The organism is Myxococcaceae bacterium JPH2 (assembly GCA_016458225.1).
In the GTDB taxonomy this organism is placed as follows: Bacteria; Myxococcota; Myxococcia; order Myxococcales; family Myxococcaceae; genus Citreicoccus.
The window spans coordinates 104,209-120,000 of record JAEMGR010000028.1 but is presented as its reverse complement, the minus strand read 5'-3'; the positions used below and the strand labels follow the sequence as shown (position 1 = coordinate 120,000).

Sequence of the window (15,792 nt, the reverse complement as noted above, 5' to 3'; positions counted from 1 at the left end):
GGGCGCGCGGCTCACGAGCCGCGATTGCGGGACAGCTCGGCGGCGACGCGCGGGTCGAGCTTGAACGACTCGAAGAAGCTGTCCGCATCCGAGGGCGGTCGTCCCTCGGGGTGCAGCAGGAGCTGCTGATACAGGCGCGTGCCCACCATGAAGAAGCGACCGCGCAGCCGGCGCGCGCCCGCGCGACCTCCCACTTCCTGGCCGGGGAAGCCTCCCTCCATGGTGAGCGGGTGCGCGGAGATGTCCTGCGCCCCCAGCGCCTCCAGCGCGCCGTGGCTGGCTCGCGACACCACGTCACGCGGATCCGCCTGCGACACCGCGCCAGGCGGGAAGTCCGTGTACGAGACGTAGTAGGCCGAGTCCGCGTCGGGCCGCGAGGCGATGAACGTGTGCAGCGTCACCTCGCCCACCTCGGTGCTCTGCGTGCGCCGCTCCTCGGCGGGAGGCGCCGGAAAGGCCACGGAGAAGCCGCCCTCGTGCGACTGGATGACGGAGGCGGCGGGCGGGGCGTGCACCTCGGCGGAGGGCGCGGACTTCGAGGCTCCAGCACAGCCGCCCAGGGCCAGCACGGCGGCCAGCGGCATGACTCGGCGCAGGGTCATCATCATCCAGGCGGCTCTCCAGTCGGTGTGGCCGCAAGGTATGCCGGCGGACGCCCGGACGCACCCCTCCCGAGGCCCCTCCGCGCGACACGCAACGATTCCCCCGTCAGTGCACGGGAACAGGGGGCGCGTCCGTCCTCGGCGAACAGGCCTCGGTAGAGGACAGGAGCGCCAGGTGGACACGGAACGTGGAGCCCTGGCCGGGCTCGCTCTGCACTTCGATGCGCCCGCCGTGCGCCTCGACGATGCGACGGGCCACGGACAGCCCCAACCCCACGCCCGGAGCGCGCTGGCGGGCATTGCCGGTGCGCTGGAAGGGCGTGAAGAGCTGGCGCATCTCTTCGGCGGAGATGCCGATGCCCTGGTCCGCCACCGCGAGGATGGCCTCCTCGCCCTGCCCCAGCACGGAGACCTCCACCCGGCTTCCCGAGGGCGAATACTTCAGCGCGTTACTCACCAGGTTGTGCAGCACCTGCTCCAGTCGGGAGGGATCCGCGCGCACGAGCACGGGGGCGTCCGACACCGACAGGCGCAGCACATGGCCTGGGTCTCCGGACTGGTACAGCTCCACCACGGCCCGCGCCAGCTCGCGCGCGTCGCGCACTTCGGGTTGAAGCTCCAGCCGGCCCGCCTCGATGCGCGTGGCGTCCAGCAGGTCCCCCACCATCCGGTCCAACCGCGCCACCTGTCGGCGCACCAGGGCCAGCGTGCGCTGCATCCGCTCGGGCGTCAGCGAGGCACGGCCTGGATCCGCGATGGCGGTGGACAACTTGAGCGCGGACAACGGATTGCGCAGCTCATGGGCCACGCCCGCGAGGAACGCGAGCTGCTGCTCCTGCTGGTGCGTCAGGTGGTTGGCCATCTCGTTGAACGTGCGCGCCATCTCGCGCAGCTCGGTGGGGCCGGACTCCGGCGCGCGGGTGTTCTTGCGGTCGGAGCTGAAGCGCCGGATGGCGTGGCTGATGTCCGCCACGGGGCGCAGCGCGAAGCGACGCAGCCAGAAGATGACGCCCACCAGCGACGCCAGCATCAGCGCGCTCAGGCCCAGGCCCGCGACGTTGGCCGTTTCGTCCCATCGCGCGGCGCGCTCACGCGCGGCCTGCGCCTCGTTCACGTTGAGTTGGATCAACCGCTCCAGCGACTCCAGCGCGGAGTCCAGCGAGGGCTCCACGCGAGGGTCTCCCTTGGGCGATTGCAGGTGCGGCGCGCGCTGGGCGGCCAGGTACGCGTCGATGTGCACGCCCACTTCGTCCAGGAGGTGCCGCTCCGCCTGGGTGGTCGCGGTCGCGGCCAGGCCAGCGAGCTGCCGCGGGAACCCTGCCTCCAGCTCTTGCAGCGAGCGGCCGCGCTCCGCTCCCTCGCTCGGGTCCCGCGCGGCGGGCGTGCTGCTCATCCGCGCGTGGGAGAGCAGGTCCACCTCCAGCTCCTCGGCCAGCCGCACGCCCTCCAGAGAGTCGCCGAGCGTGCCGGCCGTGCGCGCCAGCACCGTCGTCAACCCGACGAGCGAGGCGGCGGCCAGCAGCGTGATGACCGCCAGCGCGCCGAGCGTCACGGAGAAGAAGGCACGCAGGCTCATGCAACCTCCTGGGGTGATGTAACCGTCCTCGCGGGTCCTTCGCGCGTCCTCGGGTCCACCCTGGAATCCTCCCGAGGGGGGTGCCCTCGTCCCGCATCGAGCAACACCCTCTGGGGGTGGGGGATTCACGGCGCCCGTCAGCCCGCGGGTCCGAGGGCGGGTGAGCAGGGAAGTGCCCGCCCCGCGAGTGCCCCGGCCGTGCTAGTCAGGGCGGACGTGGCCCGGAGAGCACAGTGCACTCGGGCGCGCGCGAGGTCACCATGGACACGCTTTCGCAACCCACCCGGACCCTGAACTTCGACGCCTTCTGGCGCTGGCTCCAGGAGCACACCAACTGCATCCTCCGGTGTGGCTCCGCGGACACCACGTTGTTCGACCACGATGACTTCCACTGGGTGCTGATGGAGGAGGATCGCCAGCACGTGGTGCAGGTCCTCAAGGGCAAGTCCTTGGTGGCGGAGATGGTGATGGCGGGGCGCGAGGTCACCGAGGTCACCCTCAGCACGGACCCGGAGACGGGCAGCGAGGGACACTTCCTCGTCGAGCTGTTCGGCGGCCCCAAGGAAGACCCGCAGGTCATCTACCACTTCATCATGGCCCACGGCATGGAGCCGGCCGCGGGACACCAGGGCTTCAAGCACTGAGCAGCGCGCGCTCGATGTGCTCCACGGCGGCGTGGGCGCCCCGGAAGGCGTCCGCTTCCGCCGGGAGATGCGGGCGAGGTGGCAGCAGCTCCTGGACCCGGGCCAACACCGCCTCGGCGTCCGCCACCCGCTCCTCCGGCCGCAGACGCATGGCCTGCCGGTCGTAGCGCCGAGGACGCGCGAGCGCGACCAACGGCGTCCCCGTGGCCCGCGCCTCCCGCACCGTGTTGTAGCCCCCCGCCCCCACCAGCACGTCCACGCCCGGCAGCCTCGCCAGCAGCGGCCACACCGGCAGGGCCGCGCCCGGCGACGTGAAGTCCGGCGACGTGAAGCCTGGTGGCACCACCCACCGCACCCGAGCCTGAGCGCCCAACCCCTCCTCGAGCCGCGTCGCGATCCGCCCCATCTCCTCCACCTCCTCCGCGCGACCGCAGCCCGCCACCACCACCAGGGGCCGTGAGTCATCACCCGCGCCCAGCTCGCGCCGAGCGTCCTCGCGCGACAGCAAGGCCTCGCGCTCCAGCAACAACCAGGGCGCGGTGCGCACCGCGCGCGGATGCGCGGCGAACGGCGCGGGCTCACCTGGGACGAGGAGCAGCGCGAACGCATCCACCGCCTGCGCCAACTGGAAGCGAGCGACGTACTCGGGATTCAGATCGCGATGCACCAGCACCGGGAGCGCTCGCGTCGCGGCGAGCAGCGGCGGCAACTCCCCCGCGAGTCCACGGGGAAAGGTGTCCACCACGAGCACATCCCACGGCGCGGAGGTCCACAGCCGCGCCACCTCCGCCACCACCGCGGGCTTGTCCCACGAGGCGTCCAGCCGATGCACCGCGACCCCGGGCCCGAGCAGAGGCTCCAAGGGCAGGCCCGGCGCGAAGGGGCTGTTGGTCACCAGCGACACGAGGTGCCCACGGCGCGCGGCCACGCGGGCGAGCGCGGAGGCTCGGGTCAGGTGCCCCAACCCACCGCCCAGCGCATAGATGAGCCAGCGCGACGCGCCCACGCGTCAGCTCCCGCCCATGTCCTCCTCGAAGGAGGCGTCGTCCTCTTGGCGAAGGCTCTCGCCATCCGCCTCGGTGAAGTCGTGCGGATCTCTCGACGAGCCGTGCCCCCAGGAGCTGGAGCCGTAGTAGCCGTAGCTGTCGTAGTAGTAGCTCGGGTCGTCCATGCTGCTCCCGTCGCCGGGAGACACGGGCATGAGCCGCGCGCAGGACGTGCACAGCGTCCCCGTCTCGCGCGGGCGCGCGTGCGCCATGCAGATGGCCTTCTGGCAGTACGTGCATTGCTCGACCGCATCGCGGGAGCAGGGCCGGGAGAAGAGGAACCCGGCGGTCTCCATGCACTGGCCAAGAAATTCGAAGGAAGAGGGCATGGGGCGGATCAGCGCGAGGACGCCGGGTCCTGAAGAAGGAAGAGAAGGGCTCCCCGCAGCGGGAGGTCCAGGGACTCGAAGCCGAGGCAGGCGACCGCCACGGGACGCACAGGAGACTTCGTCGCGAAGCGCGTGCGCCCCGACGGCTCGCGCAGGGACACCTTGCCTTCGCGCACGTGCACGCGGAGGCGCTCCTCACCGGAGGGCTCGCTCACGCGGAAGCCCGCGCCCTCAGCGACCACCGCGTAGCGCGGCGCACCCGCGCCATCCAGGAGCCGCCAGCCCGCGCCGTCTCGCACGAGGGAGAAGCGCACCGGACCGGAGCGCGCCTCGCGCACCGCGAACCCGTCGCCCTCGCGAGAGACGCGGGCGAGCACCGCGTCGTCGGGGCCAGACACTTCCAGGTCCGAGCCCTTCCACTTGTAGCGCGCGACCTCGCGGCCCTCGCCGTCGATGAGCTTGGCCCCGTCCGGCTTGGGCTTGAGCGAGAGCACCTCACGGTCGTCGCCGTCCTTGAACTTGAGCTTCTCTCCAAGCCCCGCTTCTTCCGAAGCGGCAGGCTGAGGAACCGGCGCGTCCGAGGCCGAGCCGCGCGAGCACGCCACCGCGCCCACGAGCACCAGCACACCGAGCCAGGTCATGCGAGGCGTCATCGGGCTGACCTCGTCTCGCCGCGCTTGCGCAGCGACGTGGAGTAGTTGAGCACCTGGTAGAGGCTCAGCATCATCATGGTCGCGATCTGCGGCACGTCTCCTGCCCACTCGCCATACCCCGTGCGCGCGCGCATCAGCAGGCGGTCCTCGGACACCTGAAGTCGAGCCAGCTCCACCCCGGGAGGCAGCCGCACGGACTCGCGCGCCTCGCGCTCCAGGCCCGCCAGCGCGGGGTGGCGCTCGGGCTTCACGCGCAGCTGGACCTCCGCCAGCGTCACGCCCGTCTCCCGCGTCTTCACCTTCGTGCGCCCGCTGGCGCTGCGGGACGTGCGCCGCGCCTTGCGCAGGCGGTCCGTCATCCCCAGCCGCCAGTACGTCCCGTCCGCCAGCCGCGCCTCCAGGTCGAGCCACGGGTCGAGGAACTCCTCGGTCTGCCAGCGACCGCGAGGCCCCTTGCCGCGCAGCTTGCTCGGGTCATCCACGGGCGCCAGGTCGAGCGTCAGCGTCACGGGCTCATCGGGGGCCAGGTCCGGCCGCAGCCGGTCGAGCATCGTGCGAATCAGCAGGTAGCGCCGGTCGCTCAAGTCGAAGCGCCGCGACGCCGAGCGCTCGGAGAAGAAGTACACGGCGATGCCCAGCAGCCCCAGCCCCGACACGAGCGACATGACGAAGGCGGCGCGCGACTCGCCCTGCATGATGAAGAAGAAGCACGCCATGACGACCATGCTCAGCAGACCACAGGCCCACGCGAGCCGGCCCTGCGTGCTCCGTCGCGCCTCGACGCTCTTGTCGAAGGCCTCGATGGCGGCGATGTCCTCCAGCACCTCTGACGCGGGCGCGGAGGCGCGGTAGATCAACTCCTCGCGAAAGCGATGGACATCGAGCGCCACGGTTCGAGCCTTCCCTCTGGCCCGCCGACCGGGCGGGACCCCACAGCGTAGGAGGGGCCTCGGGATGGGTCAAACCCTCGCGTTTGCTCGAACACACGGGGCGCGGTAGCACGGGCGCGTGTCTACCTCCGGCATCGTCTACGCCTCGTTCGACCGCTTCCCCTCACCCAAGGGCGCGGCGGTGCACATCCAGGCCTTTGTCGAGGCGCTGGGCGCCGCGTTCGGACAGGTGGACCTGCTGGCCATCGGCGCGGAGCCCGGCGCGCGCCCCATGCCGTGGAGCCCTGGCGTCACGTATCACCCCCTGGAGGCGCGGGGCCGAGACCTGATGGCGCAGGCACTGAACTTCCGCGCGCGGCTCGGCGACTGGTGGCGCGAGCGCCCACGCGCCCGGGTGGTGCACGTGCGCTCCATCTTCGAGGGCTATCCGATTGCCCGCCGCAAGGACGCCCTCACGGACGCGCTGGTGTTCGAGGTGAACGGGCTGCCGTCCATCGAGCTGAAGTACCACTACCCGGACGTGGCCGATGACCGCGAGCTGTTGCTCAAGCTGGAGGCGCAGGAGGACACCTGCATCCAGAGCGCGGACCTCCTGGTGACGCCGAGCGCGGTGACCGCCGAGCACCTGAAGTCACGGGGCGCGGACGCCTCGCGGATCCGCGTGATTCCCAACGGCGTGGACTTGAACCTGTTCCGCCACGCGCCCCCGCGCGAGCGCCCACCCGAGCAGCCCGTGCGCCTGCTCTACAGCGGGACGATGTCCGCCTGGCAGGGCGTGCACCACGCCATCGAGGCGTGTCGATTGCTGCGCCGCGAGTTCCCCGTGGTGCTCACGCTGGTGGGCCCGCTGCGAAGACACCAACGCCGCGCGCTACTGGACCGCTGCGGAGACCTGCTGCTCGAAGGCGCGGTGGAGCTGCGCGAGCCCTTGCCCCAAGCCGAGCTGGCGGCGCTGCACCACGCCTGTGACGTCGTGCTCGTGCCCCTGCCCATGAACGACCGCAACTGCGCGCAGGGCTGCTGTCCGCTGAAGCTGCTAGAGGCCATGGCCTCTGGAACGCCCGTGGTGGCCAGCGACCTGCCCGTGGTGCGCGCGCTGGCCGAGGACACCACCGAGGCCCTGTTGGTGAAGCCCGGCTCCCCCAAGGCCATCGTCGATGCGGTGCGCGCATTGCGTGACGAGCCCCTCCGAGCCGCGGCCCTGAGCACGAGCGCGCGGGCCCGCGTGGAGCGGGACTTCACCTGGGGCCGTGCGCAGGAGGCGCTGGTGGCCACCTACGAGGACGCGTTCGGCATGGCCCGCGCGAGCACGCGGCGCAGCACGTCCGCCTCCGCGTCGGCCTGAAAACGCTCCTCGATGCGGCGTCGCGCGGCGGCCCCGAGCGCGGCCCGCCGCTCCGGAGGCAAACCCAAGACATCCAGACACGCCTGCCCCAGGTGGTTGAGCAGCGCCTTGGGAATGATGAAGCCGTTGTGGTCGGAGTCCACGGCCTCGGGGATGCCTCCGGCGTCGCTGGCGATGACGGGGCGCTCGCACGCCATGGCCTCCAGCAAGGCATTGGGCATGCCCTCCCACAGCGAGGGCTGAAGATAGACATCACACAGCCGCAGGTGCGCCGCGATGGCCTCGGGCGTGTCGAGCCGACCGGACACGACGATGCGAGCCGCGTCCTCGGGGTGCTCGGCGCGATAGGCCACCAGGTGCTCGGCGTCGCGGGCGCGCACCTCACCAATCACCAGCAGGCACGCGGGCCGCGCGCGGCGCACCTCGGTGAGCGCGGAGAGGAGGAACGGCAGGCCCTTCTTGTGGCGCAGCTCGCCGGAGAAGCCGAGCACCGCCTCGTCCGGAGCGATTCCCAACCGCGCCCGCAGCGCGAGGTCCGGCGCCCCGGGAGAGAACAGCGCGGTATCCACGGCGTTGGGAATCACCTCCACACCGGGGTCGCGGCCCAGCAGCAGCGCCATCTTCCGCCCCAGGTCGCGCGACGCGGCCGTGAGCACCTTCGCGCGTCCCAGCGTCCACAAGAGGCGCGCGAAGTCGCCCGGAGGGAACATGAGCTGATCCACGTCATTGCCGCGCGCGCTGAGCACCGAGGACAGCCCCTGGGACTCCGCGAACACCACCGCGAGGAACCCAGGCGGATACAGATAGTGCCCCCAGACCAGCGTGTAGCGCCGCTTCGCATGCAAGTGATTGAGCACGTCGAGCGTGTGTTGCATGGACAGGTCCGCGCTGCCGAACAACCCCAGCCGATGCAGGGTGACGCCGCGCGCGAACGGAGACACCTCGCCCGCGTCCTCCACGGTCTCCAGCGCGCCCGGGGCCGAGGTCCGCGTCCACGCCAACACGTCCACCTGCGCGCCCAGCTTCACCAGCGCGCCCGCGGTCCGAGCCCCACTGCGCGCCAGTCCTCCAATATCGGGAGGGAAGCGCTCGGCCACGAGGAGGACACGCGAATCAGGAGACATAGTCGGCGGATTCTTGGCCAAGTCCCCCGAGGGCGACACAGGAAACGGCGAGCCCCGCGCGCGGGCCCCGCTATCCTGGCGCCCTTCACTGGGGGTCTCCATGCAGTCCGCGCTTCCGATGTCCTCCGCACCGTCCTTGGATGTCATTGCGCCCACCTTCCCCGCCGTGCCCGGCACGCGCGAGGAGGCTCGGGTGCCCCTGCTCCTCGCGGGAGTGCTGGCCCCCATCCTGTTGCTCACGCTCCTCTTCTGTCCGGCCGGCCGCCTCAACTGGCTGCTGGAGATCGGCCCCGGGCTCATCGGCGTCGTCGTCCTGACCGCGACGTTCCGCCGCTTCCCCATGTCGCGTTGGGTCTATGTCTGCGTCTTCCTGCACATCCTGGTGCTGACCTACGGGGGCTATTACTCGTATGCCCTCACGCCGCTCGGCGACTTCGTCCGGGATGCCTTCCACCTGTCGCGAAACCCATACGACCGGCTGGGCCACCTCGCGCAGGGCTTCTTCCCCGCGTTCATCATCCGAGAGGTGTTGTTGCGCGCCACGCCGCTGCGGCGCGGAGGCTGGCTCAACTTCCTCACCGGCTCGGTGGCCTTCGCCATCAGCGCGGGCTACGAGCTGCTCGAGTGGTGGACCGCGCTGGTGCTGGACCCCGCCGGGGGCGACACGTTCCTCGGCTCCCAGGGCGACATCTGGGACGCGCAATGGGACATGTTCCTCGCGCTCTGCGGCGCCACGCTGGCCATGGCCGTGTTCGGCCGCGCCCACCTGAAGAGCGTGGAGCGCCTGATGGCCCGCGCGAAGCCCGCCGTGGAAATCTCCGCCCAGAACCGATGAAGGTCCAGAGAGCCGCGCCACCGACGTGTGGCGGCGTGTAACCGCGAATTTCCCGGCGCGTACTCTTTTTCGAAGTCGCGACGGGAGCCTTCTCCCACCCTGCTCCCGCGCGACCCAGAAGGAGTCTCCCCATGGGCGCTGGACGCGTTGCAGACAGGAGTTCGGCCGAGGCGGCACGCAGGGCAGCGGAAGAGGCGGCACGCAGGGCGGCGGAGGCCGCGCGGCAGGCCGAGGCGGCGCGACAGGCCGCGGCGAAGCACCCGCCCACCGCTCCGTCCACCTTCACCCCGTCCCCTTCCACCCAGCCGGTGGACCTGGGCGGCGGCGCGAAGAAGGCCCCGGCGACCTCGCTCCTCGATGAGAACACCCGCGACCGTCAGGTGAACTGCCTCGACCGGGCCGCAGACTTCGTGAGCAAGTGCTCGCCCGAGATTCAGGCCCGCTCGGAGATGGTGTTCCTCAAGGACTCGCGTCCGGGCGCGGAAGGCCAGACGGGCCACGTCGTCGTGCGGCAGGGCGAGCGCGTGCTCGACCCGGGCTCCGGCAAGAGCTACGAGGACATGAAGGCGTACCTCAAGGAGCAGCCGCAGTATTCGGAAGTCGGCTCCCTGCGAGGCACCGCGGCCACCAAGGTGTTCGCCACGAAGCCCGGCTCCCCCGAGCGCGCCCAGGCCCTGCGCGACGCGAACGTGTCGCCCGAAATCCAGCAGATGAAGCTGGCCGACCCCACCATCCCGTCGAACATCCCCAACCCCGCCACGGTGCAGCCCTTCAACGTGAGCGTCCCGGGCCAGGCCGGCCCCGTGTCCGTCGAGGTGTCCGCCTCGCTCGACAAGGACGTGAAGAAGAAAGACGGCTACACCACGGTGAAGCTCAGCGCGGACGTGGGAGTGACGGCGGGCGGTGAGCTGGACCTGAAGAAGGTCAGCATCGGCGGCGGCGTCACGGGCTCCCAGAGCCTGACCTACGAAGTGAAGATGACGGACGCGGACTTCGAGAAGATGAAGCGCGGCCAGATTCCCCCGCCGCATCCGCTCAAGCCCGAGACAATGCCAGACAACTCCTCCGTGCAGATGGAGGCCTCCCAGCTCGAGGGCTTCTATGCCCACGTGAGCGGCAAGGTCTCCAAGAAGGTCGAGCTGGGATTGGGCGAGGAGATCAAGAAGGGCCACGGCCTCTCCATCCAGACCGAGCACAAGGGCAACGAGCTGACGGTGACGGCAGGCCCCTCGAAGCTGATGGAGGGCGGCCTGTCCGTCGACGTGGGCCTCGGCGAGGGCTCGGTCTCCGTCAAGAACGACACGGCGCTGTCGGAGTACAAGCTGCGCACCGCGAAGTTCGACATCGGCACGAAGGGCGGCAAGGACGCCTTCGAGCAGTTCCGCAAGACGGGCGAGCTGCCCACGCAGAACGGCAAGGGCGTCCAGGGCGCGGCGACGGTGTCGAAGACGGAGCTGACCTCCCAGACGACGCTGGAGGCCAAGCTCGGGCCCTTGAGCCACTCGTGGGACGTGGTCCCCAAGAGCGGCAACACCATCACCGAGACGACCTACCCGGACGGCTCGCGCGACGACACCATGGAGCTGCAGCGCCCCTCCGGCTTCACCATCAATTACAAGCGACACATCAACGCGGATGGGAAGGAGGACCCCAACAAGCAGGAGTTCTCCCTCTTCATGAAGGGCCTCTCCGGCGAGGTGGAGGATGAATACGCCCGGGCCTACAAGGTCGACGGGCACCTCTTCGACAAGAAGAAGGACATCGAGCTGAGCTTCACGCCGCAGCAACTCACGCAGCTCGCGCAGCGCGCCCGCGACTACATCTCCACCAAGCAGAACGCGAACATCGAGTGGAAGGAGGGCAACGGCCGGGGCTTCAACGAGTTCATCGACAAGCTCTCCAAGCTCCAGAGCCCGGGGGACATCGCGAACTTCGTGCTCCAGCGCTCCACCAACACGGGGAAGCTGAGCCAGGACCTCAACGACCTCCAGTTCGGCTCCGGCGGCACCGCGCTGCCCGGCTCCATCCAGGCGCGCGACCGCGACGCCTGAGACGCGTCACCTCCGGGCCCCGCATCGCCGTGATGCGGGGCTCCGGCGTCTCACCGAAAGTCGCTCGCTACTTCGTCGGCGTCTTCGGCGCGGGCGGACTCGTGCGCGCGCCGCCGCTCTTCGGCGGGTCCACGATCCGATGGAGCAACTCTCCGAACTGCTCCGGGGTCATCCCCTCGGAGCCCTCGGCATTGAAGGTGCCCATCGACGAGGGCATCGGGCGCTTGGGGTCCTGCACCTGGTAGTCGGCAGGGACGGAGAAGCGCGAGTCCGGCTGCGCGCCCACCTGGATGTTTAGAACATCGACCTCCGAGCGAAGCGTGTTCTGCAGATCAAACGTCTGGCTGCGCACGTAGGCGACCTCCGGCAGGTCCGTGGGGCGCCACATCTTCTGCCGCTTGATGCTGCGCTCCGCGTTGGGAGGAAGGCCCTCGTAGACCGTGGTCGGGTGGCCGTTGACCTTCTCCGTGCCCACCTTCTTGTACCCCTGCGCGAGGAAACACGCGTCGAGGTCCTGGCCCTTGCCGATACACGTGTTGGGGAGCTGCCCAGCCACCTCATCCAGGCTGCGCACCATGGCCGTCTTGCGCTCGTGGAAGAGGATGATGCCACTGGGCTTCGCCCAGTCGAAGATGATGCTCATTCCGCCGGGAAGCTGAGACGAGACCATGTCCATGCGCAGCTTGTCCTTGCGGCCGTAAATCTTCCCGGCCGTCTCCGGCTCGGGGCTCTGCTGCCCCGGAAGGGGCGCGCTCTTCACACGCAGGTCACCGACATAGTCGGCGAAGGCGGGCGTGGCCAGCAGCAGCGTGGAGGCAACGAAGCCAGACAAACCCTGACGGAAGCGAAAGGAATTCATGAGCGGAATGAAGCCTCGTGAAGGAGTGTGAGTGGACAACGACAGACCACGGACCGTGGGATGCCCCCATGGCGGAATGAACCGCACGACTCTTGAAGAAACGAACGACGGCCTATTCCTTGACGAATAACCCAGCCCCGCCGAGACGTCGCGGCCCTGGCGAACGTCGCGGAGGAATTGGGCGCGGGTCCCGCCGACACCTTCTCCAAGCCGTTGAGCGCGGGGGCATGGAAAGACAGTCTCCAGGCGAGCCACGCGGAGCTGGGCTGCAAAGGCTCTCTCACGTGCCCCCGCGGGCCAGACAAGCGTGGATGGCTGTGTGAGGCAACCGAGGAATGCAGCCACCTGCGCACCGATGACGTACGCTTGGCGGAAGGAAAGGTTCGCACCATTCGCTATGCATTGAACCGCTCGCGCCAGGGATTGAAGGTTGGCGACGAGGTCTTCACCCGGGGCACCGAGGACCAGTTCGTGGGCCTGAGCAAGCGCCTGGGTTGCGGCGCACCCGAGGATGCGGAGGGCGGCTCCACCGCGACCTGCCAGGGCCCCTCGAAGCAGGTGACCACGCAACGGACCGGCGGCTCGGTGTACCCGTGTAACGCGTGGACGCGCCTCACGCCCCACCGCCTTGCAAGACCGGAGACATCCTCCGCCGAACGCGCTCGGTGGATGTCTCCGCGAAGGACGGATGTGAGCCGCTCGCTACTTCTTCGGCTTCTTCGGCGCGGGCGCCGTGCCGTGCGCGCCCTGCTGGCTCATGCGCTGGCGGATCATCTCCTGGATCTGCTCGGGGGTCTTTCCCTGGAGGTCCTCGGCCTTGAAGGCACCCATCGACGTGGGCACGGGGCGCATGGCGTCCTGCGTCTCGTAGTCCGCGGGGACGGAGAAGCGCGAGTCCGGCTGCGCGCCCACCTGGATGTTCGTGACGTCAATCTCCGCCCGAAGGGCGTTCTGCGGGTCGAACGTCTGGCTGCGCACGTAGGCGACCTCCGGGAGGTCCGTGGGGCGCCACACCTTCTGCCGCTTGATGCTCCCCTCCGCGCCAGGAGGAAGGCCCTCGTAGACGATGGTCGGGTGGCCGTTGACCTTCTCGGTGCCGACCTTCTTGTACCCCTGCGAGGTGAAGCACGCGTCGAGGTCCTGACCCTTGCCGATACACGTGTTGGGAATCTGCACCGGCAGCGCATCCAGGTTGCGCACCATGGCCGTCTTGCGCTCGTGGAAGAGGACGACGCCCGTGCGCTTCTCCCAGTCAAACAGGATGGTCATTCCGCCGGGAATCTGCGGGGTGTCCATGTCCATGCGCAGCTTGTCCATGCGGCCGTACATCTTCCCGGCCGTCTCCGGAGCGGGGCCCTTCTGCCCAGGAAGTGGCGCGCTCTTCACGCGCAGGTCACCGACCCAATCGGCGAAGGCGGGCGTGGCCAGCAGCAGCGAGGAGGCAACGAGTCCAGACAGGCCCAGACGGAAGCGGAAGGAGTGCATGAGCGGAGTGATGCCTCGTGGAGGAAAGCGAGAGGACAGCGGAAGACCACGGACCCGGGATGCTCCCATGGCGAGAGGAGCCGCGCGACCCCAGGAGAAACGAACGACCACCCATTCCTTCACGCCCACCCGTGCAGCGGCGCGGCACGGACAGCGCCCTCGTCCATGCGCCACATCCATGAGCGTCATCGATGCGGTGGATTGGGCTTCACCCCGCCGCATCCCTACGAAAGGGATCGCCACCGGCACCGCGCGGTGGCCGCCTCGCCACCTCTGGCGATGGCGCGCGGAGTCCCCTTTCCATGACCTTGCTTCGAACCGTGCTCGCGACCGGCCTGCTGCTCGGCGCCCTCCCCGTGAGCGCCGAGGACACTCCCTCGCTCTCCACCGCGCAGGACATCCAGGCGTGGAAGGCGAAACACACGAACTGGCGACGCTGGGGCGCGGAGGACCAGCTCGGCGCCGCCAACCTCATCACCCGTGACAAGCGCAAGCAGGCCGCGCGGCTCGTGCGAGACGGCGTCTCCGTCTCCGTCGCGCACACCGTGGAGACGCAGAAGGCCGCGGACGTGCCCTCGCCGCTGGAGCACGCCATGCTCACCTCCGGCGAGCCCGACAGCTCCACGTACAGCTCGGACCGATTGAGCATCGGCTACCACGGCTGGTCGCACACGCACATCGACGCGCTCTGCCACATCTTCGCGGAGGGCCAGATGTACAACGGCTACGCCCAAGGGCGCGTGAACGCCCAGGGCTGCTCGGTGCTTTCCATCAACAATCTGCGCGACGGCCTCCTCACGCGCGGCGTGCTCATCGACATGCCGGCCTTCCTGGGCGTGCCCTACCTGGAGCCGGGCACCCCCATCACGGCCAAGGACCTGGACGCCTGGGAGAAGAAGACCCAGGTGCGGGTGACGCCGGGGGACGCCGTCATCGTCCGCACCGGCCGCTGGGCCCGCCGCGCCGCCGTGGGGCCGTGGGAGGTGTCCCAGCACTCGCCGGGCCTGCACGCCTCCACCGCGGAGTGGTTCCGGCAGCGAGGCGTCGCCGTGGTCGCCACCGACGTCGGTGCGGACGTGATGCCCTCGGGCGTGGACGGCGTCGTGATGCCCGTCCACCTGCTGCTCATCCACACGCTCGGCGTCTACATCATCGACAACGCCGACCCCGAGGCCCTGAGCCGCGCCGCCGCCGAGCGCCGCCGCTACGACTTCCTCTTCACCCTCTCGCCGCTCGCCGTGGACGGGGGCACCGGCTCACCCGCCAATCCCATCGCCACCTTCTGACGGGTCAATCCCTGCCCTGACATGTCAGAGCCCCACCCTGACACGTCAGGGCCCGCGCCCGTGTCGGCTGGGAAACGGCCCGCCTCCTCTGAGGCGGGGCCTCCGACACGGCAACTCCGGACTGGCACTGTGATTGCTGTACAGTCCGCGCTCGCCTGGAACATCCCAGCACCCAGCAAAGGTCGGCGGCACACGTGGAATCACTCATCACTCAATTGAAGACCCTGGCACTGACGGACGCGCTGCCCTTCTTCCTGAAGCTGGCCGCCGTCATCGTGCTGTGGTTCATGGGGCGCACCGCCATCGGCGGTTTCCAGAAGGTGCTCCATCTCGCGCTGCAGAAGCGCAAGTTCGACGCCACGCTCATCCGCTACGTCGAGTCCCTCTTCAGCGGCTTCCTCACCATCCTCCTGCTGCTGTCGCTGCTGGGAGTGATGGGGGTCGAGACCACGTCCTTCGCCGCCCTGCTGGCCGCGGCCGGCATCGCGATCGGCTCGGCCTGGTCCGGCCTGCTCTCCAACTTCGCGGCGGGCGTGTTCCTGCTGGTGCTGCGGCCCTTCCGAGTGGGCGAGGAGATCAGCGGCGGCGGCATCAGCGGCGCGGTGCAGGAGATTGGTCTCTTCGTCACCACGATTGATACGCCCGACAACGTGCGCATCTTCGTCGGCAACAGCCGGCTGCTGGGCGACAACATCGTCAACTTCCACTCGCACCCGCACCGGCGCGTCGTCGTGAAGGTCCCGCTCGTGCACGGCACGAACGTGCGCGCGATGCAGGAGGCGTTCGCCAGCGTCGCGGCGGGCATCCCCGACGTGCTGACGACCCCGGGCGTGGGCGTGGGCATCGCGGAGTTCACCGCGGCGGGCCCTGTCCTCGCGGTGACTGCCTGGTGCGCCCCCACGCGCGGAGACGCGGTGCAAGGCGCCCTCACCCAGGCCCTGTCGGACGCCCTCCTCGCCGCGGCCTACGTCGTCCCCGCGCCGCCCCCCATGGCGGTGCTCACCAAGGCTGGCTGACCCCTCGGCCAGTGCCCGGGCTCCCCCAGCCCGGAGCTTCCCCCCATCCCG

General features: G+C 69.8%; 15 protein-coding genes. 6 read left to right on the top strand and 9 right to left on the bottom strand.

Annotation, left to right across the window (positions count from 1 at the left end):
- Positions 1–11: 11 nt before the first annotated feature.
- The gene (locus JGU66_29835; protein ID MBJ6764986.1) at positions 12–605 is read right to left on the bottom strand and encodes a hypothetical protein; all 594 of its coding nucleotides are present in this window, start codon (positions 603–605) and stop codon (positions 12–14) included.
- Positions 606–708: 103 nt separating this feature from the next.
- A complete protein-coding gene (locus JGU66_29830) occupies positions 709–2,178 on the bottom strand; it encodes a HAMP domain-containing histidine kinase (protein MBJ6764985.1) in 1,470 nt (489 codons plus the stop codon).
- A 260-nt stretch (positions 2,179–2,438) separates the two neighbouring features.
- Here JGU66_29830 and JGU66_29825 point away from each other — a divergent pair, with 260 nt between their 5' ends.
- A complete protein-coding gene (locus tag JGU66_29825) occupies positions 2,439–2,822 on the top strand; it encodes a serine/threonine protein kinase (GenBank protein MBJ6764984.1) in 384 nt (127 codons plus the stop codon).
- Here JGU66_29825 and JGU66_29820 read toward each other — a convergent pair.
- From JGU66_29820 to JGU66_29805, 4 genes are read right to left on the bottom strand one after another with little or no spacing between them, the layout of a single operon-like run.
- Positions 2,812–3,828, bottom strand: coding sequence for a hypothetical protein (locus JGU66_29820; protein MBJ6764983.1), 1,017 nt, complete (start codon positions 3,826–3,828; stop codon positions 2,812–2,814). The two genes, JGU66_29825 and JGU66_29820, sit on opposite strands and share 11 nt — an antisense overlap.
- A gap of 3 nt (positions 3,829–3,831) precedes the next feature.
- A complete protein-coding gene (locus tag JGU66_29815) occupies positions 3,832–4,197 on the bottom strand; it encodes a hypothetical protein (GenBank protein ID MBJ6764982.1) in 366 nt (121 codons plus the stop codon).
- Between the two features lie 8 nt (positions 4,198–4,205).
- A complete protein-coding gene (locus JGU66_29810; GenBank protein ID MBJ6764981.1) occupies positions 4,206–4,850 on the bottom strand; it encodes a hypothetical protein in 645 nt (214 codons plus the stop codon).
- Positions 4,847–5,740 carry a hypothetical protein gene (locus JGU66_29805; GenBank protein ID MBJ6764980.1) on the bottom strand — a complete coding sequence of 298 codons (894 nt, stop codon included), beginning with the start codon at positions 5,738–5,740 and terminating at the stop codon, positions 4,847–4,849. The genes JGU66_29810 and JGU66_29805 overlap by 4 nt, the downstream gene beginning before the upstream one ends.
- 118 nt (positions 5,741–5,858) lie before the next feature.
- On the opposite strand from JGU66_29805, the gene JGU66_29800 reads away from it, so the two are divergent.
- Positions 5,859–7,085 carry a glycosyltransferase family 4 protein gene (locus tag JGU66_29800; protein ID MBJ6764979.1) on the top strand — a complete coding sequence of 409 codons (1,227 nt, stop codon included), beginning with the start codon at positions 5,859–5,861 and terminating at the stop codon, positions 7,083–7,085.
- Here the strand turns inward: JGU66_29800 and JGU66_29795 are convergent.
- Positions 7,016–8,209, bottom strand: coding sequence for a glycosyltransferase (locus tag JGU66_29795; GenBank protein ID MBJ6764978.1), 1,194 nt, complete (start codon positions 8,207–8,209; stop codon positions 7,016–7,018). The two genes, JGU66_29800 and JGU66_29795, sit on opposite strands and share 70 nt — an antisense overlap.
- 100 nt (positions 8,210–8,309) lie before the next feature.
- On the opposite strand from JGU66_29795, the gene JGU66_29790 reads away from it, so the two are divergent.
- Together JGU66_29790 and JGU66_29785 are read left to right on the top strand one after the other, a co-directional pair.
- A complete protein-coding gene (locus tag JGU66_29790) occupies positions 8,310–9,044 on the top strand; it encodes a DUF2238 domain-containing protein (GenBank protein ID MBJ6764977.1) in 735 nt (244 codons plus the stop codon).
- Positions 9,045–9,175: 131 nt separating this feature from the next.
- Positions 9,176–11,095 (top strand): hypothetical protein, encoded by a 1,920-nt coding sequence (locus JGU66_29785; GenBank protein MBJ6764976.1) that lies wholly within the window; start codon positions 9,176–9,178, stop codon positions 11,093–11,095.
- Positions 11,096–11,162: 67 nt separating this feature from the next.
- On the opposite strand, the gene JGU66_29780 is transcribed toward JGU66_29785, so the two are convergent.
- Positions 11,163–11,954 (bottom strand): hypothetical protein, encoded by a 792-nt coding sequence (locus JGU66_29780; GenBank protein ID MBJ6764975.1) that lies wholly within the window; start codon positions 11,952–11,954, stop codon positions 11,163–11,165.
- 702 nt (positions 11,955–12,656) lie between these two features.
- Positions 12,657–13,439, bottom strand: coding sequence for a hypothetical protein (locus tag JGU66_29775; GenBank protein MBJ6764974.1), 783 nt, complete (start codon positions 13,437–13,439; stop codon positions 12,657–12,659).
- Between the two features lie 302 nt (positions 13,440–13,741).
- Between JGU66_29775 and JGU66_29770 the strand changes: the two genes are divergently transcribed.
- Complete coding sequence (locus tag JGU66_29770; GenBank protein ID MBJ6764973.1) at positions 13,742–14,725, top strand: cyclase family protein; 984 nt, start codon at positions 13,742–13,744, stop codon at positions 14,723–14,725.
- Between the two features lie 194 nt (positions 14,726–14,919).
- On the top strand, positions 14,920–15,741 hold the full coding sequence (locus JGU66_29765) for a mechanosensitive ion channel family protein (protein ID MBJ6764972.1): 822 nt from the start codon (positions 14,920–14,922) through the stop codon (positions 15,739–15,741).
- The last annotated feature ends 51 nt before the right edge of the window (positions 15,742–15,792 follow it).